This window comes from Streptomyces spiramenti (assembly GCF_012034385.1).
GTDB classification, from domain to species: Bacteria; Actinomycetota; Actinomycetes; order Streptomycetales; family Streptomycetaceae; genus Streptomyces; species Streptomyces spiramenti.
Window position 1 is genome coordinate 1 of sequence record NZ_JAAVJB010000058.1, and the last position, 25,025, is coordinate 25,025.

Genomic DNA, 25,025 nt, shown 5'->3' on the forward strand with positions numbered 1-25,025 from the left:
CCCGGCCACGCGCCCGGCGCCGCACCAGTGGCGGGACGGGCGGCTCCCCCGCCGCCGGAACCGCCGCCGGTGGGCCAGGCCCCGGGGCGCTGTGCGTTCGCAGCGGGCTGCGGCGCTTCGGCCGGCTGCTGGTGCGGAGGCTGGGGCGGGGCCTGGTGGGGCTGGGCCGCCGGAGCGGCGTGCTGCTGCGCCGGGGGCTGCTGGTCGTACTGCGGGTGTTCGACGGGGGGCGCCGGCACGGGCTGCGCGGCGGGCGGCAAGGGCGCGGAGGCCGCAGCGGGCGGCTGCGCGACCGGCACGGGCGCGGGGGGCGCGGCGGCGGCCTGCGCGAAGCCACCGCGCTCCAGCCGCTCCAGACGGGTCTGGAGCGACCGCTCGTCCGCGTAGGCGGCGGGGAGCAGCACGCGGGCGCAGATCAGCTCCAGCTGGAGGCGGGGTGAGGTGGCTCCCCGCATCTCGGTCAGCCCGGTGTTGACGAGGTCGGCGGCGCGGCTGAGGCCGGCGGGCCCGAAGCGGTTCGCCTGGGTCGTCATCGTCGCCAGCGTGTCGGCGGGGACGTCGAAGAGGCCCTTGTCCGCGGCCTCCGGCACCGCAGCGAGGATCACCAGATCACGCAACCGTTCGAGCAGGTCGGCCACGAACCGGCGAGGGTCGTGGCCGCCTTCGATCACCCGGTCGACGACCTCGAAGGCGGCTCCGCCGTCACCGGCGGCGAAGGCGTCGACGACCGAGTCGAGGAGAGCGCTGTCGGTGTAGCCGAGCAGCGCGGTAGCCATCGGGTACGTCACGCCGTCGTCGGCCGCACCGGCGAGCAGCTGGTCCATGACGGACATCGAGTCACGCACCGAGCCGGCGCCGGCCCGCACCACCAGCGGCAGCACGGCACTGTCCACCGGGATCGCCTCGCGCTCGCACACCTCGGCGAGGTAGTCGCGGAGGGTGCCGGGCGGGACCAGCCGGAACGGGTAGTGGTGGGTCCGGGACCGGATGGTGCCGATGACCTTCTCGGGCTCGGTCGTGGCGAAGATGAACTTGAGGTGCTCCGGCGGCTCCTCGACCACCTTCAGCAGGGCGTTGAACCCCGCGGAGGTGACCATGTGCGCCTCGTCGATGATGTAGATCTTGTAGCGGCTGGCGGCCGGACCGAAGAACGCCTTCTCGCGGAGTTCGCGGGCGTCCTCGACGCCACCGTGCGACGCGGCGTCGATCTCGATGACGTCGATGGAGCCGGGCCCGCCGCGGGCGAGGTCCTGGCAGGAGTGGCACTCGCCGCAGGGGTCCGGGGTGGGGCCCTGCACGCAGTTGAGGCAGCGCGCCAGGATGCGGGCGCTGGTCGTCTTGCCGCACCCGCGCGGGCCGCTGAAGAGGTAGGCGTGGTTGACCCGGTTGTTCAGCAGTGCCTGCCGCAGCGGGTCGGTCACGTGCTCCTGCCCGATGACCTCGGCGAAGGTCTCGGGACGGTAACGGCGGTACAGCGCGAGGGACGACACGCTCCCGACGATATCGGCCCCGACCGACAACGCGTCCCGCCGCACGTCCGCGGCGGCGCCCGAACGCCGGAAACGATCACCGGGCGGTGCACGGCCGGAGCGGCGCATCGGGGCCCGGCGGGCCGTCCGGGGAACGACTACGCCCCCCACGCACCCGCCAGAGCCAACCTACCCTTGCTGCCTTCCGGCCCTGGGGGAGTTCAGTCAGATAGCGCCGCGTGAGGGGCTGACGCCAGCCTACCCGATCCCCGGCACGCTCCGCCCCCACCCGCCCCTCGCCGGTCGGGCACCCCGCCGACCGGGTGACCGGCCCTCGCAGCGGCCGGTCTCCGACGAGCACCGGCTCCCGTTCCATGGTCGCGAGCACCCCCTCACGTCTTGTACAGTTCTCGGCGGAGGATTCGCCTAGTGGCCTAGGGCGCACGCTTGGAAAGCGTGTTGGGTTCACACCCTCACGAGTTCGAATCTCGTATCCTCCGCCCAGCCTTCACCGGGCTGTCACGTAGGGCCCCACCGCTTCGGCGGTGGGGCCCTACGTCGTTGGTGGATTGCAGTGGCACCGCCCGCTCGGCACCCACGTTCTCGGTTCGGCGCGGCACCGCAACGGGGCGAGGACGGCACGCGATCCCGGCGAGACGGACGTGGAGTCTTGAAGCAGGCGGGAGCCGCCCGGATCCGAGCATGGCGACGACCCGTCCAAGTCGCCGACTGGAGCCGCCCCCAGCGACGTCACGCAGGCGGAAGTCGGGCGAGGAGGTCCGGGGTGGTGATCAGGCCCGCGGGGCCGATGAGGCGGTGGGCGACGACGAGGCCGGCGGCGTGGACGGCCGGCCCTGCGTCGCTGGCGCAGGCGTCGGTGAGGACCCGCACGGTGTGGCCGCGTTCGAAGGCGTCCACGGCCGACTTCAGTACGCACGAGTCGGTGGCGATGCCGCACAAGACCAGGTCGGTCCAGCCGGCCGCGGCGATCAGCGCGTCGGCGGCCGGGGTGAAGAAGGTGTAGCCCGGCTTATCGATCACGGCGTGGGCATCCGGTACGAGCGGGGCGAGCGCGGACACGATGTCGGTCTCCGGCGCCTGTTGGAACCGCGTCCAGTCGAGGTGGCGCTCGAAGGGGCTCCCCGGGTGGTTGAGGTAGCGGGTGAGGACCACCGGCCGGCCGGCGGCGCGCCAGCGCCCGGCCAGCGCCGCGATCGCGGGTGGCAGGTGCTCGGTGTGCTGGTTGATGAAGCCGTTCTGCACGTCGACCACGACCAGTACCGCGCTGTCGATGTCCACCGTGCCGCCCACTCCGCGCATCGGAGCTCCTCTCCCTCGCCGTCAGCCTGCCCGGTGGGTGACAGTTTCGACCCCGGACGCCCGACGCGGTCCCCGTGCAGGCCGAGTGATCACGATGTGCCGCTCACGCAACCGAAATTGAGGGAGCCCACGAGAATGTGACCATTAAGTGACGGGTTATGATCGCGCGCCGCGTGGCGCGGCATCTGTTGCGACCGAAGTGGACACGCTGTGCTGCTCGTCATCCTGTTGATCTTCGCGATACCCACCGCTGTCTTCGTGATCTGGCTGGTCGGCTCGTTCGTGTTGGAATTCGTCCGCGAGTACCGCAACCCCACCCCGGACACCGACCCGGACGCCCCGGACGACGACGAGGACGCGACCGCGGAGGACGAGGGCTATGTGATGTCCGACGAGGTCGCCGCCCTCGGTCTGCTGCCGCCGGATCGCCAGAACACCAAGACCAGCAGGCCGGAGCAGCCCGAGGTGGTCTTCGCCGTCGAAGCGGCCCGCAGCGGCGCGTGGCGCCCCGCGGCGGATCTGCTGGAGAAGACCGGCGACGACTGGGAGCGCCGTTCCTCCCTCGCCTTCCAGCTCGGTGACGTGGCCGCCGTCGACGACACCTGGCTGCGGGAGTGGGAGGCCGTCCATCCCGACTCGGCGGACGCCGCCGTCGTCGCGGCCAAGGCCGCCGTCAGCCGCGCCTGGAAGTTCCGCGGCGCCAAGCTGGCTTCGCACACCACGGACGAGCAGTTCCGCGACTTCCACCAGGTTCTGGGGCGGGCCCGCGGCATCAACGGGCGCGCTGCCGAGCTGAACCCCGCGGACCCGACCCCCTACATCAACGAGATCTGGATCGGCCTCGGTCTCGGCTACCCGCACGAGGTCATGCACGCGCTGTGGGAGGAGATCACCTCGCGGGCGCCCCACCACTACGAGGCCCACTTCTCCGCGCTGCAGTACTGGAGTGCGAAGTGGCGCGGCTCGCACGAGCTGGCCATGGGGTTCGCCACCCGTGCCGCGGACAACGCTCCCCCCGGCAGTCTGCTCTCGGCGATGCCGTTGCTCGCCCACTACGAGTACGCGCTGAACACCGGGGCTCCCGACTCCGAGGACGCCACTCCGGAGATGGTCAAGCGGGTCGACGCGGCGCTGCTGGACGTCGCGGCGGCGGACCCGGACGGGCCCCGCACCGCCGAGGTACGGCATCTGCTGGCGGCGTTCCTGACCATGCAGGAGCGCGACGAAGCGGCCCTGGAGCAGTTCCGCCTCGTCGACGGATACGTGAACGCTGTGCCGTGGCGCTACTCGTCCGACCCGGCAGCCGAGTTCTGCCGCGTGCGTGACACCGCGGTGGAGCGCGCCCACGCCAAGACCTGAGCCCCGCGCCCTCCCGACCGCTGCCCCGCCGGCCCCCGGCGGGGCGGCGTCGCTCCCGGGGCCGGTCGGCCGGGCCGCCTCACCCCGGGCGCACCAGCAACGCGTACTGGGGCAGGGCGAGCAGGAGCAGCGCGGTGCCCACCTCTATCCAGCGGTACTTGATGCGGATGATCCGGCTGGTGCGCTCCAGCGACGCCAGCAGCGGCGGGGCCGGGTCCCGGCCGACCTGCTCGAACGCCCTGCGGAGACGGTCGCCGGTCATGTCCCCCGTGACGTGCTGGAAGTAGCCGGGACCCGGCTGCCGACCGTTCGCCCCGCGGGTGCGGCGGCGCGGGGTGATGGCCCGGACGAAGCAGCCGACGGCCAGGAGCCCGCAGGCCACCCCGGACCACCACAGCACGCTGCCCGGCCCCGCCGCGTCCTGCGGTCCCTTCGCGACGCCGGTGACCGCGATTCCGATGACCGCGCCGGTGAACGCGAGCAGCACGGCGGCCTTGGCGTCGGCGCGGGTCAGCTCGACCGCGTTGGCCGCCGCGAACCGCTCGATCGCCGCCACCACACCGTCGGCCTCCCGGTCCCGGGCGGCGGGCGGGCGGCGGCGCGGTCCCGCCGGATGGACCCCTGCCGCCCGCCGTCGGCGGCGGGCGGGTAAGGGGACCACCACTCCGCCGCCCGGTCGGGGGCGGCGTCGCCACGGGCCGGTCCCGCGCCGCATCGGCGGGGTCATCGTCCGCCGCCGCGGACGGTCCGGGGGTCCCATCCGTTGGGGCGGGCCCCGGGCATCGCGGGGTAGGGCGCGCGGCGGCTGCCGCTCTCCGCCCCGGGGCCCCCGGGGCGGGGAGCTGTGGTGGTGCCGGAGGGAACGGTGCCCGTAGGCCGTCCGGGGACCTTGCGCCCGAGCGCGGTCAGCCGGTCGCGGACCAACTCCGACAGTTCCTCCCTCTCCTCGATGCTCAGCGTGCCCAACAGCCCGGCCATCTCGTCCTGCCAGGTGGTCTCCCCCCTGAGGAGGTCGGCGTGACCGACCGACCAGTTCAGGACATCGCTGACCTGGTCAGGGTGCCTGACCAGCCAGAGCGCGGCGAGGGAGACCGGACCGTCCTGGACCGCCCGTACGCAGAAGGCGTACGCCTCCTTGTCGATGTCCGCCCAGGACTCCGGCGGCCCTGGATCGTCCGCGGCTCCCAACCGCACCTCGCGCTCCTCGTCGCGCTCACGGACGTCCACCGCGTGGTGGAGCAGTCCAGTGCCGGGAAGGTGCCGCGGCTCCGCCAGTTCGGCGAGCATCTCGGCCGGGGTGACACGCCGCCCCACTGACCGGTGGCGTTCGAAGATCTGCGACACCAGGCGCGAAACGTCCCTGCGGACCAGGGGCCACCCCTCGGACGTCCTGGCCCGGAGGACCTCGACCGGGTCGTGGACCCACCATCTGACGTGCACGTCGTGGGGCTCGCGTTCGTAGGGCCCCGGAAGGCTGATCGGTACGCTGCCGGTCCGCTCGTCCAACCGTACGTGGAACGCGGAGTCGTAGCGGCGTCTCCCCGGCGGGGACTGCTCGTGGTCGTCGTCCGCGATACCGAGGTCCATCGACAGTTTGGTGGTGGCCGACAACACGCGGTTCCTCCGGCCGGCGAGGTGGTACTCGCCGTCGCGGTCCCGCAGGACCAGCGCCCGGTCCCGGCGTCCCGACCAGCGTTGCGCGAGTCGTTCCCGCCACGGGGCCCGGGCCGCGATGGAATACAGCTGGCCCCCGGTCTCGAAATCAGTGCTCATGAGCGCCTCCGTGTGGGCGGGGTCGGTACGTCGGTCCGGCGTGCTGCTCGGGGTTGCGCCACCTGTCCAGCGCGGCCCGGGCGATGTGGCGGCCCGCGATGTCGCCCGTGTCGTGGTCGATACGACGGAAGAGGCGCAGCACTCCCCGGTCCAACCGGAGGGACAGGGCGGCCAGGAGCGTCTCCACCGCGACGCGCAACTGTTGCTCCCAGGTGGCTTCCATGCACCAGCGGATCAGGTGCCATGCGGTTGCCTCGAACGTCGCGTCCCTCGCCAACGCCACGTGCACGAGGTCAACGATCGGCTCCATGAACGACCCGCCGGAGGCCAGCTGATCGCGGAACCACCGCCTCCGGCCGAGCAGTCCGGGGAACAGGTCAGCGGCGGTCCCGGCGTCGCGTCCGCCCTCTGCCTGCCACTCCAGGAAGAGTGACATGACGATCTCCTCGGCGCCCGAAGCGAAGATCGTGTCAAGGGACCACCTCACCGCTTCGGCGACATGCCGCTCGTTGCCCTGGGCGCCCCGGTGGCACCCGCGGAGCATCTTCACGGCCATGTCCGGACGGTTGACGCCGAAGGGCGTGCCGCACGTCAGGGCGACCGTCGAGCGGAGCTGCCAGCCCCCTATCCAACTCCATCGGTGCAGGCGGAACTTGACCTCGCTGGCATTGACCGGGCTGGCTGCGGCCATGTCCAGCGCAAAAGCGGCGATGCGGCGTGTGGACTCGGTGTCGGAGCCGGCGAGACCTTTGACGTGGTCGAGCGACCGCCGCGCCCCGCTCCAGACGATCGCCCTTCCCATGGCTCGGCCGACCGGCTCGGCGAGGCCGGGGTCGTCCGGGACCTTGCCCAACCAGTCAGCGAGCAGCTCCGCAACCTGGCTGTACTGCCGCCACACGTGCCGGAGCAGGCTCTCCGCCTGCTGGTGCCGGGTGAAGCGGACCGGTTCCACAAGGTAGGTGAAGCCGTTCCCGCGACGGATCTCCGGCTCGCCGCAGCTGGTCGCGGTGGCGCGAAGCAGGTCGTCGAGCGACCGGCGCAGGGCGAAGCCGGGGTTGGGCCGGTGCCCCGCGGCCGGTCCGGCCGCACCGTCCTCGCACGGACCGGGGGTCGGCAGCAGGTGGTGCAGCCGACCGTCGGCGAGTCCCAGCAGCCGGTCGGCCTCCTCTCTGACGATGCGGTGGTCCTGGCCCTCGAAGACCGCGGCGGCCAGAAGGAACGCGAGCTCGTCGGGGTGTTCCCGCACGGACTCGAGGAGTTCCGTGACCTCGTCCCGTGCGAGGAAGCTCAGTTGATCGCGCAGGGCCTCAGCGTCCGGTCCGGCGTCTCCGTTGTCGTTGATCGCGTGCACCAGTTCGGAGACCTGCGCAGGGGTCAGCTGCGGTGCGAGCAGCTCATCCAGCAGCTCGGCTCCGAGGCTCGCCAGCAGCCGTTCGCGGTCCGCGGGCACCGGCACGACGGCTCTCAGACGTGCGTCGAACACCGCTCGCGGTGGCGGCGGCACGCAGGTGAACGGAGTCACGTCGAGATCCCGCCTGAGCGGACGCACCAGGGCCGGCTCGTCGTCCAGGACGATCACCATCCGGGCGTTCGCCTCCGCGAGGCGGCGGCGCAGGCCCGCCAGGGTGCCGCGTCGCAGTCCGGTGAGAAGGACAGTGCCGTGGACCAGGTAGCCGCGAGTGCTGTCCTTGGGCTGCCATTCGGCGAGGTCGGTATCGCCGTCGAGAGCACGCAGTTCGAAGCTGAGCCCGCTGTGACGGTGCAGCAGGTTGAGCGCGGCGGTACGGCGACCGCTCCCCCGTGCTCCGACCAGGAAGAGGACGCGCTGGTCGAGCGCCGTGAGGGCGTTGGGGAACCACAAGTGTTCGGCGAAACCGTTGACCGCGTCGATGACCTCGCGTGAAGAGATCGGGCCTTCGCGCGTCTCGGTCCGTCGCTCCTCGGCGACGGGCTCGCCCGAGCCGTTCGTCACCCGCTGGTCGCCGTACATGGCGCCGGTGTTGATGTTGCCGCCCTGCGCGTAGAAGTAGTAGTGCCGGTGGTGGTCCTCTTCGCCCCTCGGCGCCTCGCTGTCGGGCGCCTCCGTCGCCTCCTCCGGACCGGCGTTGCGCGGCGCGGCGCCGAGTCCCGCCGTGACGGCCGGCGGGTCCCACCCGCCGCCGCGGGCCTGGTCGGGGTGGTCCGTCGCGGTCATCGGTCGGCCTCGCCGGGGCCGCCGCGGTGGGTGTCGCCCTGGTCGCCGCGGACGGTCTCCGCGCGGTTGCCGCCGTGGCGGTCGCCGCGTACGTAGTCGCCGGCGAAGCCGCTGATCCGGTCGCCGCGCACGTGGTCGCCGCCGACGCCGCCCATCTGGTCGCCGGCGATGTCGCCGACGTGGCCGCCGTGGGAGGCGTCGTTGTTGGTGACGCTCTGCCCGCCGTGGAGCGTGCCGGTGTTGAGGTTTCCCCGGTCGGCGCGGTTGTTGACGGTGGTGCGGTGGGTGCTCGTCCCCTGCCCCCGCGGGCGCGGCGGGGCGGCGTCGCCGCCCGGGGCGGTCGGTGCGCCGTGGTCCCGCATCACGCGCTCGCCGAGGATGCGCCGGTCGAAGAGGCTGCCGGACGGGGTCGGGACGTAGAGGTAGGCGCGCTGGTCGAACTGCTTGCCCTCGACGGTGGCCGGCACCTCGATGAAGTGCTCCGGGTGCCGTCCCGTGTATCCGGAGGCGACCGCGTCCTGGTAGCAGCGGTCGGACAGGATGGCGGCGACGTAGGTGACGTTCTCGTCGGAGGCGGCCAGCATCCCCTTCACCGGGCGGGAGTCCAGCAGCCGGTGGGTGTCGTTGCGGGGCGTGCCGTTGCCCGCGAACTCGCCGCCGGAGTCGGGAAGCGGTCCGACGTGCAGGCTGACGCGGAGCCGGATACGGACCGCGCCGGCGGCGTGGAGGGCGAACTCGGCCAGGACGTCCTGGAGTGCGGGGAGCCAGGGGTGGACGACGAACGGCAGCCAGGCGGGGTCGTACCCGAAGACGTAGCCGTCGCCGGTGGAGGCCGGGAACCGGCGCGACTCCCAGATCTCGGAGAGGCCGCACCGGGCGAACGCCCGCTCCAGGAGCTGGGGGACGGACCGGCTGATGTACTCGTGCTGGACGGCGGGATGGCCGGTGAAGTCCTTCGCGTCGACGGCGAGGATGCCCCGGTAGGGCGGCAGGTGCCGACTGCCGCTGTGGGGGCGGGAGTCGGCGTCGGCGGGGCGCTGTACGTCGGACACGGGTGCTCCTGGGCTCTTCGGTGCCGGGTGGGAAGAGAGATCCTGCTTCGACGGGCGGACGGCGTGTGCTCGCTCGGTGCCGAGGGGGCGTGAGGGCCGTCACACGGCGCCGGTTGCCGGGTCGCGTCCCGGTCCGGCGAGGCCGCGCAGTACCGGGAGGTCGCCGATGTGGACCCGGCCGCGGCCTGCCCGCACGCGCGCGGGCGCCAGCTCCGCCAGTGCCGTGGTCACCGTGTTGCGCGAGACGCCGAGGTGTTGCGCCAGCTCGTTCCTGGTGAGCGCCAGGTCCTGTGCCGCTGCGGCGGCGCGCGACGGTTCCTCGGACATGTCGGCGAGTTGCAGGAGCGCGGTGGCCAGGCGGGCGGTGACGTCTCCCCCGCTCCGTGCCGAGTCGGACTCCCGTAGCCGCCCCATGGCGTAGCGCGTGAACACGGGATACAGGTCCTGCTCGGCTGCGAGCCGGAGGAAGGCGGTGCTGTCGAGCACGGACACGGCGCAGGGGGTGATGGCGACGACGCTCGCGGACCGCACGCCGTCGTCGAGGACCGCCACCTCACCCAGCAGCTCGCCGGGACCGCGGAACGCCAGCAGTGTCAGCCCGCCGCCGCGCTCGCCGAGGAGCACCTTGGCGACGCCCTGCCGCAGGGCGAGCACGTGCGTCCCCGGCTCACCCTGCCGGAGCAGGGTGGCGCCGGCGGGGTGGGAGCGCGGGAAGGCGGTGTCGATCAGCCGCTGCCAGCGGTGCTCCCCCATGAGAAGGCGCATGCTCGGGACGGACTCGTGCCGTTTCGCTCCGGGAATGCCAGTCATGCGTGGACTGTATGAGACCGGTCCGACACCGACAGTGGGGATGGTCGTCAACCTCAGCCACCCGTGGGAGTGGGGGCGCAGTGCTCCACCGCGGCCGGGCCGTCCCACGGACGGTGGTCACCGTCGCGGCGGGCGGGGGCACGTTCCGGCACGTCGGTCGCGATACCGTGGCGAGGCGAACGCGCGGAGTGACCACGCGTCCCGGGTGCTCCGCACCGGATGTGTCCCGGCCCGGCAGAGAGGAACGAGGCTGCGATGAGCCTGTCGAAACCCGAGATCGACTTCCCCGAGGGAGACGCTCCCAGCGACCTGAGGATCACGGACATCGTCGTGGGGGACGGGGCGGAGGCCAAGCCCGGCGCCGTGGTGGAGGTCCACTACGTCGGCGTCACCTTCGCGAGCGGGGAGGAGTTCGACGCGTCCTGGAACCGGGGCCAGACGTTCAGGTTCCCCCTCGGCGGCGGCAGGGTCATCAAGGGGTGGGACCAGGGCGTCGCGGGAATGCGGGTCGGCGGTCGGCGCGAGCTGGTCGTTCCCCCGCACCTCGCCTACGGCGCTCAGTCGCCCTCGCCCCTGATCCCGGCCGGATCGACGCTCATCTTCGTCGTGGACCTGCTCGGCGTCTGAGCTTCTTTTTTCTTTCGGCTTCGAGTGGTGTCTCGAAGCCGAAAGAAAAAGAACAAGCTGAGCCGCCTTCCTTCCGGTGCCGTCGGGCCGGCGGCCCCTCCGAGGGCGGACGGCCCGACGGCAGAACGTCAGGCAGCGGGCAGCGGGCAGCGGCTCAGTCGACGGGGTGGTCGAGGTGGGCGCCGGTGAGGTCGTGGGCGAGTCCCTCGCGCCATGAGGAGTGGCGGGGGTGCCAGCCGAGCGTCGTGGCGGCGCGGGTGTTGTCCGCGCCCCGGAGCCGGGTGTGGAACTGGACGCCCCAGTTGCCCACCAGCATGCGGGCGAGTGTCACGGGGAGGCGGAACGGAGGCCGCGCCTCGACCAGTTCGGCGAGGTACGGCAACCACTCGGAGACGGGCGCGGGGTCGTCGTCCACCACGTTGACGATGCCGGCGGAGGCGGGCCGGTCGAGGGCGGCGAGGATCGCGGTGGCGGCGTCGTGGGTGTGGAGGAAGGAGAAGATGGCGGTACCGCCGCCGATCAGCGGCATACGGCGTTTCCGCACCGCCCTGGTGAGGCTGCCCGCGGCGCCGAGGGCAGTCCCCGGGCCATAGAGGTGACCGAAGCGCAGCACCAGGCCGTTGGCCGCGACGACCTGCTCCTCCAGCCCCCGTACCGCTGCCAGTACCGGCGCGAACTGGGGCGCAGGGTTGCGCCAGAGGGGGTCGTCCTCGACGGCGGCGCGCAGGCCCGCGTCGGGGTCGTAGGCGAAGGCGACGCTCTGGGCGACGGTGTGCCGGACACCGTGACGCCGTGCGGCGGCCAGCAGGTGCGCGGTCCCCTCGGTGCGCAGCCGGTCCGTGGTCTCGAACTGCTCGGCCATGCGTCGCGGCTTGATGGCGGCCGGGATGGCCGTGAGCATGTTGACGATCACGTCGGGTTCGGCCTCGGCGACGGCCGCGTCCACCGCCCGCGCGTCGAGGGCGTCGGCGATGACGACCTGGGCGCCGGTGCGCTCGGCCTCACTCGCCCGTCGCGGCGTGCGGGCGAGCGCGATGCCCTGGAGGCCGTGCGTGGCCAGCAGTGGCATCAGCTGGCGGCCGATGACGCCGGTCGCACCGGCGACGAGTACGCGCATGGTGGGTGGCCTCCTGCGGTGGTTGACAGCGGGCAGCGCGAAGGACCCGGGCGTTCCGCGCGGCGCGGCTCGGGACCGAGCCGTCCGGGCGGTGCTCCGGTGGGCCGTCCTGTCAGGATGCCCGGGACGCCAGTATCCGGCTACCGGGCGGTGGGTGTACGGGAACTTACCGGTCGTGACGGGCGGCTCGGACGCCGGGCCGGTTCGGTGCCGGCGGTTCGATGGCGGGTCGGCGGGTCAGGATCACGGGCGCCCGAGAACTGCGGACTTCCCGGGTTCCGGAGGTCCGGGACACCGGGGCGGGCCCGCGGCGGAGAAACGGAAGCGCGGGCCCGGGGCGGCGAGGGCACCGGCCGCCGCGCGGACAGGACAGCGGCAGGGGATGCCGCCCGTCGGCTCACTCCTGCGGCACGTCGGTCCCGAGGAGCACGAACTCACCGTCGACGACACGGTAGAAGAACGCTCCACTCCCCGTGAACCTGCCGTCGGCGGGTTCGAAGGTGAAGGTCTTCGTGATGCCCTCGTAGCGCATCTCCCGGATGGACGGGGCCATCTCCTGCCGGGTGACCGCGTCGAAGCCGCGGTCCTCCCGGAGGTCGGCGGCGCAGCGCGCGAAGACGTGGACGGCGTCGTACGCCTCGGCCGCGTACAGCGGGGGCGGCTCGCCGAACCGTTCGCCGTAGGCGGTGGCGAAGTCGGCCGCGGCGTCGAACTGTGTCGCGTCCACGACGGCGGCGACCAGCATCCAGCCCTCGACCGCGCTCCCCGCGCGCTCCGGCAGCCGGGGATCGTAGGCGTTGTGGGTGGCGACGCGGTATCCCTCGTAGCCGGCCTCGTCGAGAGCCTGGGCGAAGGGGACGAGCTCCTCCCAACCCCCGCCGAAGAGGACGGAGTCGGGCTGTTCCGCGACGAGCCGCCGGACGACCTCGCGAAGGTCGGCGGCGGCCGGGTCCAGCTGGACGGGGTGGACGGTCTGGGTCCGCGCCAGCAGGTTGCGGACGGTCTGGGTGACCTCACGGCTGTACTCGCTGCCGGTGTGGACGACGGTCGTGGCCGCCTGGTCGTGCTGGGTCAGGTAGGTCATCACCCCCTGCATCTGCAGTTGGTCGCTGGTGCGGGCGGAGGCGAAGACGGAGTTCGTGGTGATGGTCGAGCCGTCGCTGACGGTGAGGAGCGGCAGCCGGGCCTTGGTGTAGGGGTCGATGGACGCCTTCAGCGCGGCGGTGCTGCCGGCGCCGAGCACGCCGATCACGTCGGCGTCGTCGATGAGCGTGGCGGCGGCGTCGGCGGCGCCCTCGGCGGTGCCGTCGTCGTCGGCGGTCTCCAGCCGGTAGCGGAAGGGGTGGTCCGCGTCCGCGTTGAGGTGTTCGACGGCCAGCTCGGCGCCGCGGATCTGCGCGGTGGCGAGGTCGGCGCCGTCGCCTTCGAGGTCGGCCTGGACGCCGAAGGCGAGTTGCGGCCGGTCGTTGGCGGGCCGGCCGCGGCCGTCGCCTCCCGGGTCGGTGCCGTCGGCCCGGTCGTCCGGGTCGTTGTCCCCGGAGAGCAGGACGGTGGCGCCGGCACCGGCGCCGATCACGGCGAGGGTGGCCAGCGCGCCGAGGAGCACCTGGCGGCGGCGGGGCCCGGCGGGGGTGCGGGTGCCGGGCGGCGGGGGGCTCGGGCCGAACGTGCCGCTGCCCGGTGCGTAGGGCCCGGCGCCGCCGGTGGAGAGCGGGGGGCCGAACCCGCCGGAGGGCGTGCCGGCGGCGGTCGGGGGGCCTGCTGTGCCCGCGTCGGAACCGCCCGGGGGCGGGCCTGCGATCTCGGTCGGGTCGGCGGCCGGCAGCGCCAGCATCTCGGCGGAGCGGTCGGAGATGAGCCGTTTGACGGGCGCGGGCAGCCACCCACCCTCCGGTCCGTCGCCGTCCGACCACCGCTCGCGCAATGCCTCGGCGGTGAGCCGCTGTTCCGGGTCCTTGGCGAGAAGCGCCTCGATGACGGGGCGCAGCGTGTCGGGGACGGCGGAGAGTTCGGGTTCGTCGTAGACGGTGCGGAAGAGCATCGCCTCGACCGGGCCGCTGCCGAAAGGGCGCTGCCCGGTGGCGGCGTAGGCGAGGACGCATCCGAGGGAGAACAGGTCGCTGGCGGGCCCGACGGTGCGGGCCTGCGCCTGTTCGGGCGAGAGGAAGCCGGGCGAGCCGACGACGACGTCGGTGGCGGTGAGGACGGTGTCGTCCAGCGCGCGGGCGATACCGAAGTCGATGAGCCGGGGGCCGTCCAGTCCGAGGAGGACGTTGCCCGGTTTGACGTCACGGTGCACCAGTCCGGCCTCGTGCACCGCTTCCAGCGCCTCGGCCAGCATGACGCCGAGGGCGCGGACGCCGTGCTCGGGGAACGGGCCGTGGCCCGCGATCGCCTCGTTGAGCGGCGGTCCGGGAACGAACTCGGTGGCGAGCCAGGGTGCGGCGGCCTCGGTGTCGGCGTCGATGACGGGCACGGCCCAGCGGTTCCGCACCCGTCGCGCGATGGCGACCTCGCGCCGGAAGCGGGTGCGGAACGCGGCGTCGTCGGCATACTCGACGCGGATCAGTTTGATGGCGGCGAGGACGCCGTCCGGCGACCGGCCGAGGAGCACCATGCCCATACCGCCGGCGCCCAGCCGCCCCAGCGTGCGGTAGCCCGAGACCCAGGTGGGGTCGGAGGAGTGCAACGGCTGCATCAGCGGGACGCCCTCCGCGCGCGACGGCCGGGGCGGGCGCCACGGCCGACACCGCGCACCCCGGCGAGCGGGCGCGTGCCGGTGGCGTGGAGCCCGCCGGTCACGACAGTTCGAGTTCGATGTTGTAGAGCACCCAGGCGGCGCCCTCGGCCGCGACCTGGAGCAGTTCGACGACGTCGTACCCCTCGGCGCCCTTGACCGAGACGGCGGCGGTGACCGGGCCGATCCGGGACTTGGACCACACGAAGTCGTGGGAGGTCGGGTCGGCGTCGGTGGAGAACCGGCCCGCCTCGAACATGGAGGAGTCGGCGTTGAGGACGTCCTCCTCCGGCATGGGCATCGACAGCAGGCCGCTCAGTCGCTGACCGCCGCCGAGCTCCTGGTCCGGGCAGCGGAAGCTCTCCTGGACCACGGCGTCCATCTCGGCGACCGCGTGCTCGTCGCTGGAGTGGACGGTGACGGTGACCGCCGTCTGGACGAGGCCCTTGCCGTCGCCGGCGGGGATGTTGATGCGGTGGGTGAGGGAGTCGAGCACGGTGTCGGGGAGCTCGCCGCGGTCCCAGACGCAGTCGTCGCCGAGGACGGTGAACGTGCCGGCGGTGGCGAAGGGTTCGCCGGCGACCATGCCGTCCTGCCAGCTCTCCGGTGTCAGTTGGGCGTTGGTGGTGAGCTCCCTGGCCTGCTCGGCGTCCTGGGGCACGCGGTCGGGGTCGGGGGTGAACTCGTACGACTCGGGGTGTTCGCCGACGGTTTCGTCGCCGTCGTCCCCCTCGCCGGCGTCGACCTGGTCGGCGTCGGCGTCGTCCCCCTCTGGGTCGTCGCCCTCGCCGCCCTCGGTGTCCTCCTCGGTGGCGTCGTTCTCCCCCGCGTCGACGCTGCCGCCCTTGCCGCCGGCCTCGTCCCCGTCGGAGTCGCCGGAACCGCAGGCGGTCACCGCCAGGACGGCCAGCGTGGCAGCCGCCACGCCCAGACTGCGTGTGCGAAACATGCGCGTTCCCCCTCGCCCCGCGGCCCCCGCAGGCGACGATGTTGTTTCCCGGCAGGTTGGATACCGCCAGGATTACCGGTCCTCCCGACCGAGTCTAGGGAGCGGCTGTCACTTGTCGATGCCGGTCACGTCACGGCGTCGCCACGTGCACCCGACCGCGGAGCGCGCCATTCCGCGGCACACCCCATTCACCTGGGCTGATGACAAGACCGCCGGATTGACCGGGGAAGCGCCTCCCGCACGACAGTGGCGGAGCTGTGACATTCGCTCCGATGGACGGCGGGTGACGCGCCGCAGCACCGACGCCGGCCACCTTTCGCGGACGCCCGGCCCCGCGTGCCCCCGGTGGCGGAGAACCGCCGTACGGTCCGCCCGGCGGGCGGACCTTCGAGAGCGCGCGGCAGGCCGGGCACGCCCCGTCCCTCACCCACCATCCACCACGTCCGTCACCACGTCGCGGCGGGCGGGGCGCCGCCGGCGCAGCGGTCCAACCGGACCACAGGCGTCAGGCGTCACCGGCGGCACGACCCTGCTCCGGCCCCGGCTCACGGCCCCGGAGCGGGGTCGTGCCGCCGACAGCGTCCCGTGAAGGCGAGCGCGAGAACGGGCCGGAGCACGTCGGCGGGGTCGAGTGCCGGCAGGTGGCCGACGCCTGCCGCCCCTTCCACGCCGACGCCGGAAGCGGAGTGGGGGTCGCGGTCTCCTTCACCCTCGGCCAGGACGCCGCCCGAGACGCGGCGCCCCTCCCCACGACGGAGCGGTTCACGGAGCGCGATCGCGGCGGCGAGCCCATCCGTGACGGCGAGAATCGCGCGGGCCGACGGCCCGGCGTCGTGATCGGCCGCCACCTCCCCGCACTCCTTGCCGTTCTCGACGGCCGTGGCCACCCTCGCGAGCAGCCGCGCGTCTGCGGCGCGAGCCACGGCGGACAACTCCTGGTCGGTGAGCGCGGTGGTCAGCAGGTGCTGCCGCACCCGGTACTCGACGCCGCGTTCGGGGTCCAGCGGGAGAAGTTCGCCCAGCGCACCCAACAGCAGTTCCGAGATGGGCAGTCGGGCCGCCTCCCCGCGACGGATCCGATCGGAGACCCGTCCCTCCACGGCGGCGACGCAGTCCTGGTACGCGAAGCGCAGCAGCGCGTCCCGCCCGGCGAAGTAGTGCTGGATCAGGCCGACCGAGATCCCGGCTGCCTCCGCGACGCGCACGAAGGAGGTGCGGGCGAGCCCCTCCTCCGCCAGCACCCGCTGGTAGCCGCGCGCGATGCTCCGCCGGCGCTCGTCATGGTCCACAACTCTCGGCACCTGACAACAGTACAGCCATACCGCTAAGGTTTTTGGTATGTCCATACTTTTTAAGAGCGGCGGTCACCGGCAGGCCGATCCCCCGCGCGCCCGACCGTGGCGTGCCAGGCGTGGCGCGCCCCTGCTCCTGGTTGCGCCCGCGCTCGCCGGCGTTCTCCTGCTGACGGCCGCGGCGCCGTCGCCCCCCGGCTCCACCGCGTCGGCGGGCGCCCCGACCCTCCCCGCCGAGGCCGACAGCCCCGAGGAGGCTGCCGCCGAGGCCGACACGTACGTCCGGGAGCGGATGGCCGCCACCGGTGTGCCGGGCGCCGCCTACGCCGTGATCGGCCCCGACGGAGTGCACCACAGCGGCACGTTCGGCGAAGACGGCCACGGCGCCCCGGTCACCGGGGACACGCCGTTCCTGTGGGGCTCCGTCGCCAAACCGGTGACCGCCACCCTGGTGCTGCGCCTCGTCGAGCAGGGGCGACTCGCCCTCTCCGACCCTGTCGGCGCCCACCTCCCCTGGTACGGCACGGACGACGACCGGCAGCCGACGGTCCGGGACCTGCTGCGCCACACCAGCGGTCTCCCCGCGGGGCTCCACCTCACCGACCGTCACGACCCGGACCGCCGACCCCTCGCCGTCGCACGGCAGTCGGCAACGCTGCCCCCGGTCGCCGAGCCGGGCGGTGAACACCATTACTCCGGCCACAACTACCTGCTGCTCGCCGCGGTGGTCGAGGCGGTCACCGGCGAGGAGTTCACCACCGCGTTGGACCACCACGTCCTCGCACCGCTCGGCATGGACGACGCGGTGATCACCCCGACCGACGCCCGTGACCGGCTGCCGCCGGGCCACCGCTACGTGCTCGGCCACCCGGTGGCGATGCGCACCGGGTTCGACCCGGCGGGCGTCGGCTACGGGTACCTCGGCGGCACGCTGCACGACCTCACCGCCTACGCACGCGCCCAACTGGACGGCCCGCCCGGCGATGAGACCGGCGCCTCACCCTCGGTGCCCCGGGAGCAGCGGGCCCTGGCGCACCGCCCGGCGACCGTCACCGGGGACGACCGCTACTACGGCCTCGGCTGGCGGAACTGGCCCGCCGCCGACATCGGCGTCCCCGGCGGCGGGAGGGTCGTGTGGCACGGCGGCGCCGCACCCGGCTACCAGGCTGCCGTGCTGCTGCTGCCCGAGAAGCGACAGGCCGTCGTACTGCTGCAGAACGCCTACGGTTCGTTCCAGGAGAACGCCCTGCTGGAGACCGGCTTCGGGCTGGTCGCACTGACGCACGGCCAAACCCCCGTCGACAGCGGAGGGGAACCGGCTTACGGAGCACTGCTGGTCGGCCTCGGGTGCGCGGTGCTGGTTCCGGCGGCGCTGCTCGGTGCCACCGTGCACAGGGCGTCCCGGCGGAGGGGGTCGGGCAGGCGGGGTGGTGCGTCGCCGGGAGAGACGCCCGCACCGCGAAGCGGGTGGCGCGCGGTGGCGGGGTGGACGGCGTGGGTGGGGCCGGCGGCGGCGCTCGCCGTCACCGCCGGGTGGGTGCTCCCCGGGCTCTGGGGGCTGCGGCTCGACGGGGTCTGGTTGTGGGCCCCGGACATCGCGGCGGCGCTCTGGGCGGTGGTGGTGACCTGCGCGCTGCTGATCGCGGCGCGCACCGCCACGGCGGTGCGCTCGCACCGGCGATGGGCACGCCGGTGAGCCGGGTTGGTGAACCGCTGAGGTGACGGGGCAGGAGCGGGACGGCGACGCCGGAGGGGGGCGGCACACGATGTCGTGTGCCGGCCCCCTCCCGGACGCCGTGGCGACGCTGTCCGCGCGCGAGCCGGGTCCGTCAGGACCAGGTGATCAGCCGCTTGGGATGCTCCAGCACGGCGGCCGTGTCGGCCAGCACCCTGGACCCCAACTCGCCGTCGACCAGCCGGTGGTCGAAGGAGAGCGCCAACGTGGTGACCTTGCGCGGCTTGATCTTCCCCTTGTGGACCCAGGGCAGGTCCTTGATCGCGCCGAAGGCGAGGATCGCGGACTCCCCCGGGTTGAGGATGGGCGTGCCGGTGTCCACGCCGAAGACCCCGACGTTGGTGATCGTGACCGTGCCGCCCTGCATGTCCGCCGGCGCGGTACGTCCCTCTCGCGCAGTCGAGACCAACTCCGAGAGGGCCTGCGACAGTTCGGGGAGGGTCTTGGAGCCGGCGTCCTTGATGTTCGGCACGATCAGCCCGCGCGGGGTGGCGGCGGCGATCCCCAGGTTGACGTAGTCCTTCTGGACGATCTCCTGGTTGGCCTCGTCCCAGGCGGCGTTGACCTCCGGGTTGCGGCGGATCGCGACGAGGAGGGCCTTGGCGACGAGCAGCAGCGGGTTGACCCGCAGCCCCTCCATCGCGGGGTCCTCCTTGAGGTTGGCGACCAGCTTCACGGTCCGGGTGACGTCGACCGTGACGAACTCGGTGACGTGCGGCGCGGTGAAGGCGCTGTGCACCATGGCGGCGGCGGTGGCCTTGCGGACGCCCTTGACGGGTACCCGGCGTTCCCGGATCGCGGTCAGGCTCTGCGGTTCCACCGCCGGGGCGGTCGCGCCGCCGGTCGGCGCGCCCGCAGCCGCGGGGGCGGGAGCCGTGGCTCGGTGCGCGGCGTGCACGTCGTCACGGGTGACGGTGCCCTCGGGGCCGGTCGCCGACACCGTGGCGAGGTCGATGCCGAGGTCCTTGGCCAGCTTGCGGACCGGCGGCTTGGCGAGTGGGCGGGCGCCGTCGGTCCCGTTGACCGCGCCGTTCGCCCCGCTGGGCGCCCCGTTGCCCGCAGGAGCCGCAGCGGCGGCCGGTGGGGCGGGGGCAGGAGCGGGGGCGGGTGGCGGAACCGCGGCGGTGACCGGTGCCACTGTCGGGGCGGTCGCCTTGCGCGGGCGGCGCTTCGCGGTACCGGTGGCGACGCCGTAACCGACGAGCACCGGCTGCCGCTTGCCGCCCTCCTCCTCGTCGGCGTCGGACGACGACGCCTCGGAGGCGGCGAAGCTGTCGCCGACCCCCTGGGCGGCGGGGATGTCCCCCGCACCGGGGTCGGTGTCCACCGTGATGATGACGGCGCCCACGTCGACCGTGGCGCCCTCCTCGAAGCGGACCTCGGCGACCACGCCGTCGTAGGGGATGGGCAGTTCGACGGCGGCCTTGGCGGTCTCCACCTCGACGACCATCTGGCCGTCGGTGACGGTGTCACCGGGCCGGACGAGCCACTTGAGGATCTCGGCCTCGGTGAGACCCTCGCCCACGTCGGGCATCTTGAACTCGCGGACGCGCTGTGCGGCGGTCACTGTCATGACTCTCCTCGGCCTTCTCAGTACGCCATGGCGCGGTCGATACCGTCCAGCACCCGGTCCAGGCCGGGGAGGTACTCCTCCTCGACCCGGGCCGGCGGGTACGGCGCGTGGAAACCGCCGACGCGCAGCACGGGCGCCTCCAGGTGGTAGAAGCACCGCTCGGTGATACGGGCGGCGATCTCCGCGCCGGAGCCGAAGAAGACCGGCGCCTCGTGGACCACGACGAGCCGGCCGGTGCGCTCCACCGACGCCTGGATGGTGTCGAAGTCGATCGGGGAGATCGACCGCAGGTCGAGCACCTCGACCGAGCGGCCCTCCTCCGCCGACGCGTCGGCGGCCTGGAGCGCGGTGCGCACGGTCGGGCCGTAGGAGGCGATGGTCAGGTCGGTGCCCTCGCGGATCACCCGGGCGCGGTGCAGCGGGGCCGGAATGCCCCGCCCGACCTCCTCGCCCTTGCCCCAGTAACGCGACTTGGGCTCGAAGAAGATCACCGGGTCGTCGCACTCGATGGCCTGCTGGAGCATCCAGTAGGCGTCCGAGGAGTTGGCCGGGGTGACGATCTTCAGGCCGGCGACGTGCGCGAACAGCGCCTCGGGGGACTCGCTGTGGTGCTCCACCGCGCCGATGCCGCCGGCGTAGGGGATGCGGATGACGACCGGCAGCTTGATCTTGCCGAGGGCGCGGGCGTGCATCTTGGCGAGCTGCGTGACGATCTGGTCGTACGCGGGGAAGACGAAACCGTCGAACTGGATCTCCACCACGGGCCGGTAGCCGCGCAGTGCGAGACCGATCGCGGTGCCGACGATGCCGGACTCCGCGAGGGGGGTGTCGATGACGCGGTCCTCGCCGAAGTCCTTCTGGAGTCCGTCGGTGACGCGGAAGACGCCGCCGAGCTTGCCGACGTCCTCGCCCATGACGACGACCTTCGGGTCGTTCTCCAGGGCCTTGCGCAGTGAGCTGTTGATCGCCTTCGCGATGGGGAGCTTCTCACCGGGTGCCATGTCAGCGGCCCTCCTCGTCGGTGTCCGCGAAGGAGGCGGCGTACGCGGCGTACTGGGCGCGCTCCTCGTCCACGAGCGCGTGGCCGTCGGCGTAGATGTTGTCGAACATCGACATGGCAGGCGGGTCGGGCATGGTGCGGATCGACTCGCGGACCCGCTTGGCCATGGTGTCGCTCTCCTCGTCGATCGACGCCAGGAACGCGTCGTCGACCAGCTGCTCCGCTTCCAGGTAGGCGCGCAGCCGCAGGATCGGGTCCTTGGCCTCCCACGACTCGCGCTCGTCGTCGGAGCGGTAGCGGGTGGGGTCGTCGGAGGTGGTGTGGGCGCCCATCCGGTAGGTGAACGCCTCGACCAGCATCGGGCCCTCGCCGGTGCGGGCGCGCTCGACGGCGGCGCGGGTCACGGCGAGGACGGCGAGGACGTCGTTGCCGTCCACCCGTACGCCGGGGAAGCCGTAGCCCTGCGCGCGCTGGTACAGCGGCACGCGGGTCTGGCGCTCGGTGGGCTCGGAGATCGCCCACTGGTTGTTCTGGCAGAAGAACACGACCGGCGCGTTGTAGACGGCGGCGAAGGTGAAGGACTCCGCGACGTCGCCCTGGCTGGTGGCGCCGTCACCGAAGTAGGCGATGACCGCCGAGTCGGCGCCGTCCTTGGCGATGCCCATGGCATACCCCGTGGCATGCAGTGCCTGGGAGCCGATGACGATGGTGTAGAGGTGGAAGTTGTTCCCGTTGGGGTCCCAACCGCCGTTGTTCACACCGCGGAACATGCCCAGGAGCTGTGTCGGGTCGACGCCGCGGCACCAGGCGACGCCGTGCTCGCGGTAGGTCGGGAAGACGTAGTCGTCGGGACGGAGCGCCCGGCCGGAGCCGATCTGGGCGGCCTCCTGCCCGAGGAGCGAGGGCCACAGGCCGAGTTCGCCCTGCCGTTGGAGGGCGGTGGCCTCCGCGTCGAAGCGGCGGGTCAGCACCATGTCGCGGTACAGGCCGCGGAGTTCCTCGGCGCCGAGGTCGATGGCGTAGTCCGGGTGCTCGACGCGCTGCCCCTCGGGGGTCAGCAGCTGCACCATCTCGGGACGGTCGGCCTCGCCGGGGACGGCGGCGGCGCGCTTCTTCCCGGCGGGGGCCTTGGCGGCGGCCTTCTTCGCCGGAGCCTTCTTCGCCGTGGCCTTCTTCGCCGGAGCCTTCTTCGCCGGTGTCTTCCTGGCGGTGCCGCCGGTCTTCCCGGCCGACTTCGTCGACTTCGCGGCTGCGCCCGCCCCGGTGGACTGCCCCTCAGAGGTCGCGGCCGTGGCCGTCTCCGTGTTCGAGGCGGTCTTCTTGGTGGTGCGTTTGACGCCGCTGCGGCGCGTCGTCGCGCGCGCAGTGCTGTCCACGGTCACGTGTGCTCCTCCGTCGGTCCGGCCACCGGGGTCTTCCGGGTGGGCCAGTGCGGCTCGCCCGGTCCGTACGGCGCACGGGGTGGGTGCGCGGCGGACGAACCGAGCGTGACTGTCTGTCGCGTCGATGGCCCGCTACAGAGCACGGTACCCATAGCCGCTGCGCTGAGATAAGCGCCCCTGACCTGCGAAAATACCTGGATGACCAAGTACCTCGACGCGGCGTCGGGAACGGTGCTGGTCACAGCCTCGCAAGCCGTCGAAGGACACGCGCACCGTAACCCGCCCAACCGGGTTACGGGAAGAGCGGCGGCGACGCACTCCCTGTGTGACACTGGCAGTGTGCCGAAAGACGGAAAAATCACGGTATTCCTGGTTGACGATCATGAGGTGGTCCGGCGCGGCGTGCACGAGATGCTCTCCCTGGAGGAGGACATCGAGGTGGTCGGGGAGGCCGGCACCGCTGCCGACGCCCTGACGCGCATCCCCGCGGCGAGACCCGACGTGGCCGTCCTCGACGTGCGGTTGCCGGACGGCAGCGGCGTTGAGGTGTGCCGGGAGGTGCGGTCGCGCGACGAGTCGATCGCGTGCCTGATGCTCACCTCCTACGCGGACGACGAGGCGCTGTTCGACGCCATCATGGCGGGGGCGTCCGGGTACGTCCTGAAGGCCATCCGGGGCACCGAACTCCTTTCCGCCGTACGGGACGTGGCGGCCGGGAAGTCCCTCCTCGACCCGGTCGCCACCCAGCGGGTCCTGGAGCGGCTGCGGGACGGCGACGGCCGGGAGGACGACCGGCTCTCGCACCTCACCGAGCAGGAACGACGGATCCTGGACCTCATCGGCGAGGGGCTGACCAACCGTGCGATCGGGGAGCGGCTGCACCTCGCGGAGAAGACCATCAAGAACTACGTCTCCAGCCTGCTGGCCAAGCTCGGCATGGCCCGCCGCTCCCAGGCGGCGGCCTACGTCGCCCGCCTCCAGGCGGAGCGCCCCCGTCGACCGGAGTGAGCCGGGGCCACCCGACACCGGAACGCCCACCTCCCGGCCGCGCGCCGCACCGACCCACCGACCCACCGACCGACCGGAATGACCGCTTCGGCCGGTTGATCCGCAACCACACCATGTCCGTTGTGGCGTGGTTGCCCCAAGCGTCTGATTGATCCGGGACCATCGTCCGTCGATCAGGGACTTTCCCGGCCCCACGGGTCCGCCGGGGGCGGGCAGGCTGGACGCATGCCCGCGTACCGCCCGTCCGACCAGCTCGCCGAGGCGCTGCGGTTGCTGCCGAGTGCGACACACGGCAGGGCCGCGGTGACCAGGCGGGCGCTGCCGTTCGTCCTCGTCGCCCAGCACCTCGTCACCCGGGGCAGCGTTCTGCTGCGCATACCCTCCGGCCAGATCGAGAGCCGGGTGCTCGACGGCACCGTCCTCGCCTACCACGCCCACCCGCGAGGGGACTGGAACGAGAACGCACCGGGCGTGCAACTGGTGGGGTCGGTGAGCACTGTGCGCCCCACCGATGCTGAACGCGCCGCCTTCGACCGCTCCGGCGCGCAGCCGGCCACGCTCACGCCGAGCGCGGTCCCCGCGCCGCGCGCCGAGGATGCGGGCGCGGAGGTCGAGCCACCGGCCGAGGACCCGCCCGGCACGCTCTACGCGCGGCTCGATCCGATGCTCGCCACCGTCCGGCTGCCCGATGCGGCGGCCGAAGCCGCCGGGAGCACCGGCGCCGAGTCCGGGGCAAGGGGCACGGTGGAGGCCGCCGCGGCGGACGACGCCGAGGTCGGCACGGCGGCCGGGCGGGACGTCGGCCACCCCACGGTCGCGCCCGACCGCCCCCGCCCCTGACCGGCCCGACCGACCGCGGTCGGTCGTCACCCGGGTCCGCGAGCCGCGGTCACCCGCTGAACGCGTCGCGGACCGCCGCGGCGTGGCGGGTCCACCAGACGATGAGTGCCGCCGCCGCCGCGAACTGCGGGTCGGCCCGGTGGTCCCGCAGCTCGTAGTGCCAGCGGAGCATCCAGAAGTCGTTGAGCCTCTCCCACCAGACCCGCTGGGTCGCGGCGGCGAGTTCGTCGCCGTCGGCCTCGGTGGCGGAGCGGTAGGCCCGCGCGTAGCCGCGGACCTTGGCGAGGTCCAGGCTGCCGTCGTGGCGGAGGAAGAAGATGGCCGCGGCCCGCACCGCCTCCTCGGCGCGCGGGCGGATCGCCAGCCGGTCCCAGTCGATGATGGCGAGCGGTTCCACGCCACCGCCCCTGCGGTACAGCAGGTTCAGCGGGTGGAAGTCGCCGTGGACCCAGCCGGCGGCCGGGACCTGCGCGCGATCGGGCCTGCGGTGGGCGTGGTTGCGGAGCATGCCGCGCCGCTCCAGCAGCCGGTGCTCGGCGAGTTCGTCGAAGCTGGTCCGGCGGGGCGTCCGGCGGATACGGGCGAGCAGCTGGTCGATCACCACGTAGGTGTCCTCGACGCGCGCCGACTCGCCGGCCGTTCCCGGGGAGCTGGGCAGCGCGCGGTCGCCGGCGGGCTCGGTAACGGGGGCGGCGCCCGGTCGGCCGGCCGACTGGCAGCACGCGACGCCCCCACGGTGGACGGAGCCGCCCCCGTGGGGGCCGCGGCCCCTCCCGGTCACGACCCGG

General features: G+C 73.2%; 20 protein-coding genes, 1 tRNA gene and 1 other RNA gene. 6 read left to right on the forward strand and 16 right to left on the reverse strand.

Annotation, left to right across the window (positions count from 1 at the left end; translation table 11 throughout):
- Positions 1–1,490, reverse strand: a 1,490-nt coding sequence (locus HCJ92_RS09795; RefSeq protein ID WP_338054105.1) for a DNA polymerase III subunit gamma and tau, incomplete at its 3' end; no start/stop codon positions are given.
- A 135-nt stretch (positions 1,491–1,625) separates the two neighbouring features.
- Positions 1,626–1,720, reverse strand: an RNA gene (ffs, locus tag HCJ92_RS09800) — signal recognition particle sRNA small type.
- A gap of 164 nt (positions 1,721–1,884) precedes the next feature.
- Here ffs and HCJ92_RS09805 point away from each other — a divergent pair.
- Positions 1,885–1,969 (forward strand) — tRNA-Ser (locus tag HCJ92_RS09805).
- A 250-nt stretch (positions 1,970–2,219) separates the two neighbouring features.
- On the opposite strand, the gene HCJ92_RS09810 is transcribed toward HCJ92_RS09805, so the two are convergent.
- Entirely contained in the window at positions 2,220–2,789 is a 570-nt protein-coding gene (locus HCJ92_RS09810) for a cysteine hydrolase family protein (RefSeq protein ID WP_209310924.1), read from the reverse strand.
- A 210-nt stretch (positions 2,790–2,999) separates the two neighbouring features.
- On the opposite strand from HCJ92_RS09810, the gene HCJ92_RS09815 reads away from it, so the two are divergent.
- On the forward strand, positions 3,000–4,148 hold the full coding sequence (locus HCJ92_RS09815; protein ID WP_167933094.1) for a hypothetical protein: 1,149 nt from the start codon (positions 3,000–3,002) through the stop codon (positions 4,146–4,148).
- 79 nt (positions 4,149–4,227) lie between these two features.
- Here the strand turns inward: HCJ92_RS09815 and HCJ92_RS09820 are convergent, their stop codons facing one another.
- From HCJ92_RS09820 to HCJ92_RS09840, 5 genes are all read right to left on the reverse strand, one after another.
- A complete protein-coding gene (locus tag HCJ92_RS09820) occupies positions 4,228–4,707 on the reverse strand; it encodes a Pycsar system effector family protein (protein ID WP_167933095.1) in 480 nt (159 codons plus the stop codon).
- 164 nt (positions 4,708–4,871) lie between these two features.
- Positions 4,872–5,921 carry a hypothetical protein gene (locus HCJ92_RS09825; RefSeq protein ID WP_167933096.1) on the reverse strand — a complete coding sequence of 350 codons (1,050 nt, stop codon included), beginning with the start codon at positions 5,919–5,921 and terminating at the stop codon, positions 4,872–4,874.
- Positions 5,911–8,115 (reverse strand): hypothetical protein, encoded by a 2,205-nt coding sequence (locus tag HCJ92_RS09830; protein WP_167933097.1) that lies wholly within the window; start codon positions 8,113–8,115, stop codon positions 5,911–5,913. The genes HCJ92_RS09825 and HCJ92_RS09830 overlap by 11 nt, the downstream gene beginning before the upstream one ends.
- Positions 8,112–9,167 carry a hypothetical protein gene (locus tag HCJ92_RS09835; protein WP_167933098.1) on the reverse strand — a complete coding sequence of 352 codons (1,056 nt, stop codon included), beginning with the start codon at positions 9,165–9,167 and terminating at the stop codon, positions 8,112–8,114. The genes HCJ92_RS09830 and HCJ92_RS09835 overlap by 4 nt, the downstream gene beginning before the upstream one ends.
- A gap of 99 nt (positions 9,168–9,266) precedes the next feature.
- Positions 9,267–9,977 (reverse strand): Crp/Fnr family transcriptional regulator, encoded by a 711-nt coding sequence (locus tag HCJ92_RS09840; protein WP_245240740.1) that lies wholly within the window; start codon positions 9,975–9,977, stop codon positions 9,267–9,269.
- 255 nt (positions 9,978–10,232) lie between these two features.
- On the opposite strand from HCJ92_RS09840, the gene HCJ92_RS09845 reads away from it, so the two are divergent.
- Positions 10,233–10,604, forward strand: a complete 372-nt coding sequence (locus tag HCJ92_RS09845) for an FKBP-type peptidyl-prolyl cis-trans isomerase (protein ID WP_167933099.1) — start codon at positions 10,233–10,235, stop codon at positions 10,602–10,604.
- Positions 10,605–10,758: 154 nt separating this feature from the next.
- Here HCJ92_RS09845 and HCJ92_RS09850 read toward each other — a convergent pair whose 3' ends face one another.
- From HCJ92_RS09850 to HCJ92_RS09865, 4 genes are all read right to left on the reverse strand, one after another.
- Positions 10,759–11,721, reverse strand: coding sequence for an NAD-dependent epimerase/dehydratase family protein (locus HCJ92_RS09850; protein ID WP_167933100.1), 963 nt, complete (start codon positions 11,719–11,721; stop codon positions 10,759–10,761).
- Positions 11,722–12,118: 397 nt separating this feature from the next.
- Positions 12,119–14,419, reverse strand: a complete 2,301-nt coding sequence (locus tag HCJ92_RS09855; protein ID WP_167933101.1) for a bifunctional serine/threonine-protein kinase/ABC transporter substrate-binding protein — start codon at positions 14,417–14,419, stop codon at positions 12,119–12,121.
- 100 nt (positions 14,420–14,519) lie between these two features.
- On the reverse strand, positions 14,520–15,407 hold the full coding sequence (locus tag HCJ92_RS09860) for a hypothetical protein (protein ID WP_167933102.1): 888 nt from the start codon (positions 15,405–15,407) through the stop codon (positions 14,520–14,522).
- Positions 15,408–15,952: 545 nt separating this feature from the next.
- Positions 15,953–16,708 (reverse strand): TetR family transcriptional regulator C-terminal domain-containing protein, encoded by a 756-nt coding sequence (locus HCJ92_RS09865; protein WP_167933103.1) that lies wholly within the window; start codon positions 16,706–16,708, stop codon positions 15,953–15,955.
- A 37-nt stretch (positions 16,709–16,745) separates the two neighbouring features.
- Between HCJ92_RS09865 and HCJ92_RS09870 the strand changes: the two genes are divergently transcribed.
- Positions 16,746–18,395: a serine hydrolase domain-containing protein gene (locus HCJ92_RS09870; protein WP_167933104.1), complete on the forward strand. Its 1,650-nt coding sequence runs from the start codon at positions 16,746–16,748 to the stop codon at positions 18,393–18,395.
- A gap of 133 nt (positions 18,396–18,528) precedes the next feature.
- On the opposite strand, the gene HCJ92_RS09875 is transcribed toward HCJ92_RS09870, so the two are convergent.
- The 3 genes from HCJ92_RS09875 to pdhA are packed head-to-tail and all read right to left on the reverse strand — an operon-like array spanning position 18,529 to position 22,389.
- The gene (locus tag HCJ92_RS09875) at positions 18,529–20,007 is read right to left on the reverse strand and encodes a dihydrolipoamide acetyltransferase family protein (RefSeq protein WP_167933105.1); all 1,479 of its coding nucleotides are present in this window, start codon (positions 20,005–20,007) and stop codon (positions 18,529–18,531) included.
- 17 nt (positions 20,008–20,024) lie between these two features.
- Entirely contained in the window at positions 20,025–21,008 is a 984-nt protein-coding gene (locus HCJ92_RS09880) for an alpha-ketoacid dehydrogenase subunit beta (protein WP_167933106.1), read from the reverse strand.
- A 1-nt stretch (position 21,009) separates the two neighbouring features.
- Positions 21,010–22,389 (reverse strand): pyruvate dehydrogenase (acetyl-transferring) E1 component subunit alpha, encoded by a 1,380-nt coding sequence (gene pdhA / locus HCJ92_RS09885; protein ID WP_167933107.1) that lies wholly within the window; start codon positions 22,387–22,389, stop codon positions 21,010–21,012.
- A 339-nt stretch (positions 22,390–22,728) separates the two neighbouring features.
- Here pdhA and HCJ92_RS09890 point away from each other — a divergent pair, with 339 nt between their 5' ends.
- Entirely contained in the window at positions 22,729–23,397 is a 669-nt protein-coding gene (locus HCJ92_RS09890; protein WP_167933108.1) for a response regulator, read from the forward strand.
- Positions 23,398–23,622: 225 nt separating this feature from the next.
- The gene (locus tag HCJ92_RS09895; protein WP_167933109.1) at positions 23,623–24,237 is read left to right on the forward strand and encodes a pyridoxamine 5'-phosphate oxidase family protein; all 615 of its coding nucleotides are present in this window, start codon (positions 23,623–23,625) and stop codon (positions 24,235–24,237) included.
- Positions 24,238–24,286: 49 nt separating this feature from the next.
- Here the strand turns inward: HCJ92_RS09895 and HCJ92_RS09900 are convergent.
- A partial coding sequence (locus HCJ92_RS09900) for a phosphotransferase (protein WP_167933110.1) occupies positions 24,287–25,025 on the reverse strand: 739 nt, incomplete at its 5' end.

Bases quoted from the DNA above. Each gene is read 5' to 3' on its own strand.
- HCJ92_RS09895 (WP_167933109.1), top strand. From the start codon at position 23,623: ATGCCCGCGTACCGCCCGTCCGACCAGCTCGCCGAGGCGCTGCGGTTG.
- HCJ92_RS09880 (WP_167933106.1), bottom strand. From the start codon at position 21,008: ATGGCACCCGGTGAGAAGCTCCCCATCGCGAAGGCGATCAACAGCTCA.
- HCJ92_RS09810 (WP_209310924.1), bottom strand. From the start codon at position 2,789: ATGCGCGGAGTGGGCGGCACGGTGGACATCGACAGCGCGGTACTGGTC.
- HCJ92_RS09845 (WP_167933099.1), top strand. From the start codon at position 10,233: ATGAGCCTGTCGAAACCCGAGATCGACTTCCCCGAGGGAGACGCTCCC.
- HCJ92_RS09860 (WP_167933102.1), bottom strand. From the start codon at position 15,407: ATGTTTCGCACACGCAGTCTGGGCGTGGCGGCTGCCACGCTGGCCGTC.
- HCJ92_RS09840 (WP_245240740.1), bottom strand. From the start codon at position 9,977: ATGACTGGCATTCCCGGAGCGAAACGGCACGAGTCCGTCCCGAGCATG.
- HCJ92_RS09855 (WP_167933101.1), bottom strand. From the start codon at position 14,419: ATGCAGCCGTTGCACTCCTCCGACCCCACCTGGGTCTCGGGCTACCGC.
- HCJ92_RS09830 (WP_167933097.1), bottom strand. From the start codon at position 8,115: ATGACCGCGACGGACCACCCCGACCAGGCCCGCGGCGGCGGGTGGGAC.
- HCJ92_RS09850 (WP_167933100.1), bottom strand. From the start codon at position 11,721: ATGCGCGTACTCGTCGCCGGTGCGACCGGCGTCATCGGCCGCCAGCTG.
- HCJ92_RS09870 (WP_167933104.1), top strand. From the start codon at position 16,746: ATGTCCATACTTTTTAAGAGCGGCGGTCACCGGCAGGCCGATCCCCCG.
- HCJ92_RS09825 (WP_167933096.1), bottom strand. From the start codon at position 5,921: ATGAGCACTGATTTCGAGACCGGGGGCCAGCTGTATTCCATCGCGGCC.
- HCJ92_RS09875 (WP_167933105.1), bottom strand. From the start codon at position 20,007: ATGACAGTGACCGCCGCACAGCGCGTCCGCGAGTTCAAGATGCCCGAC.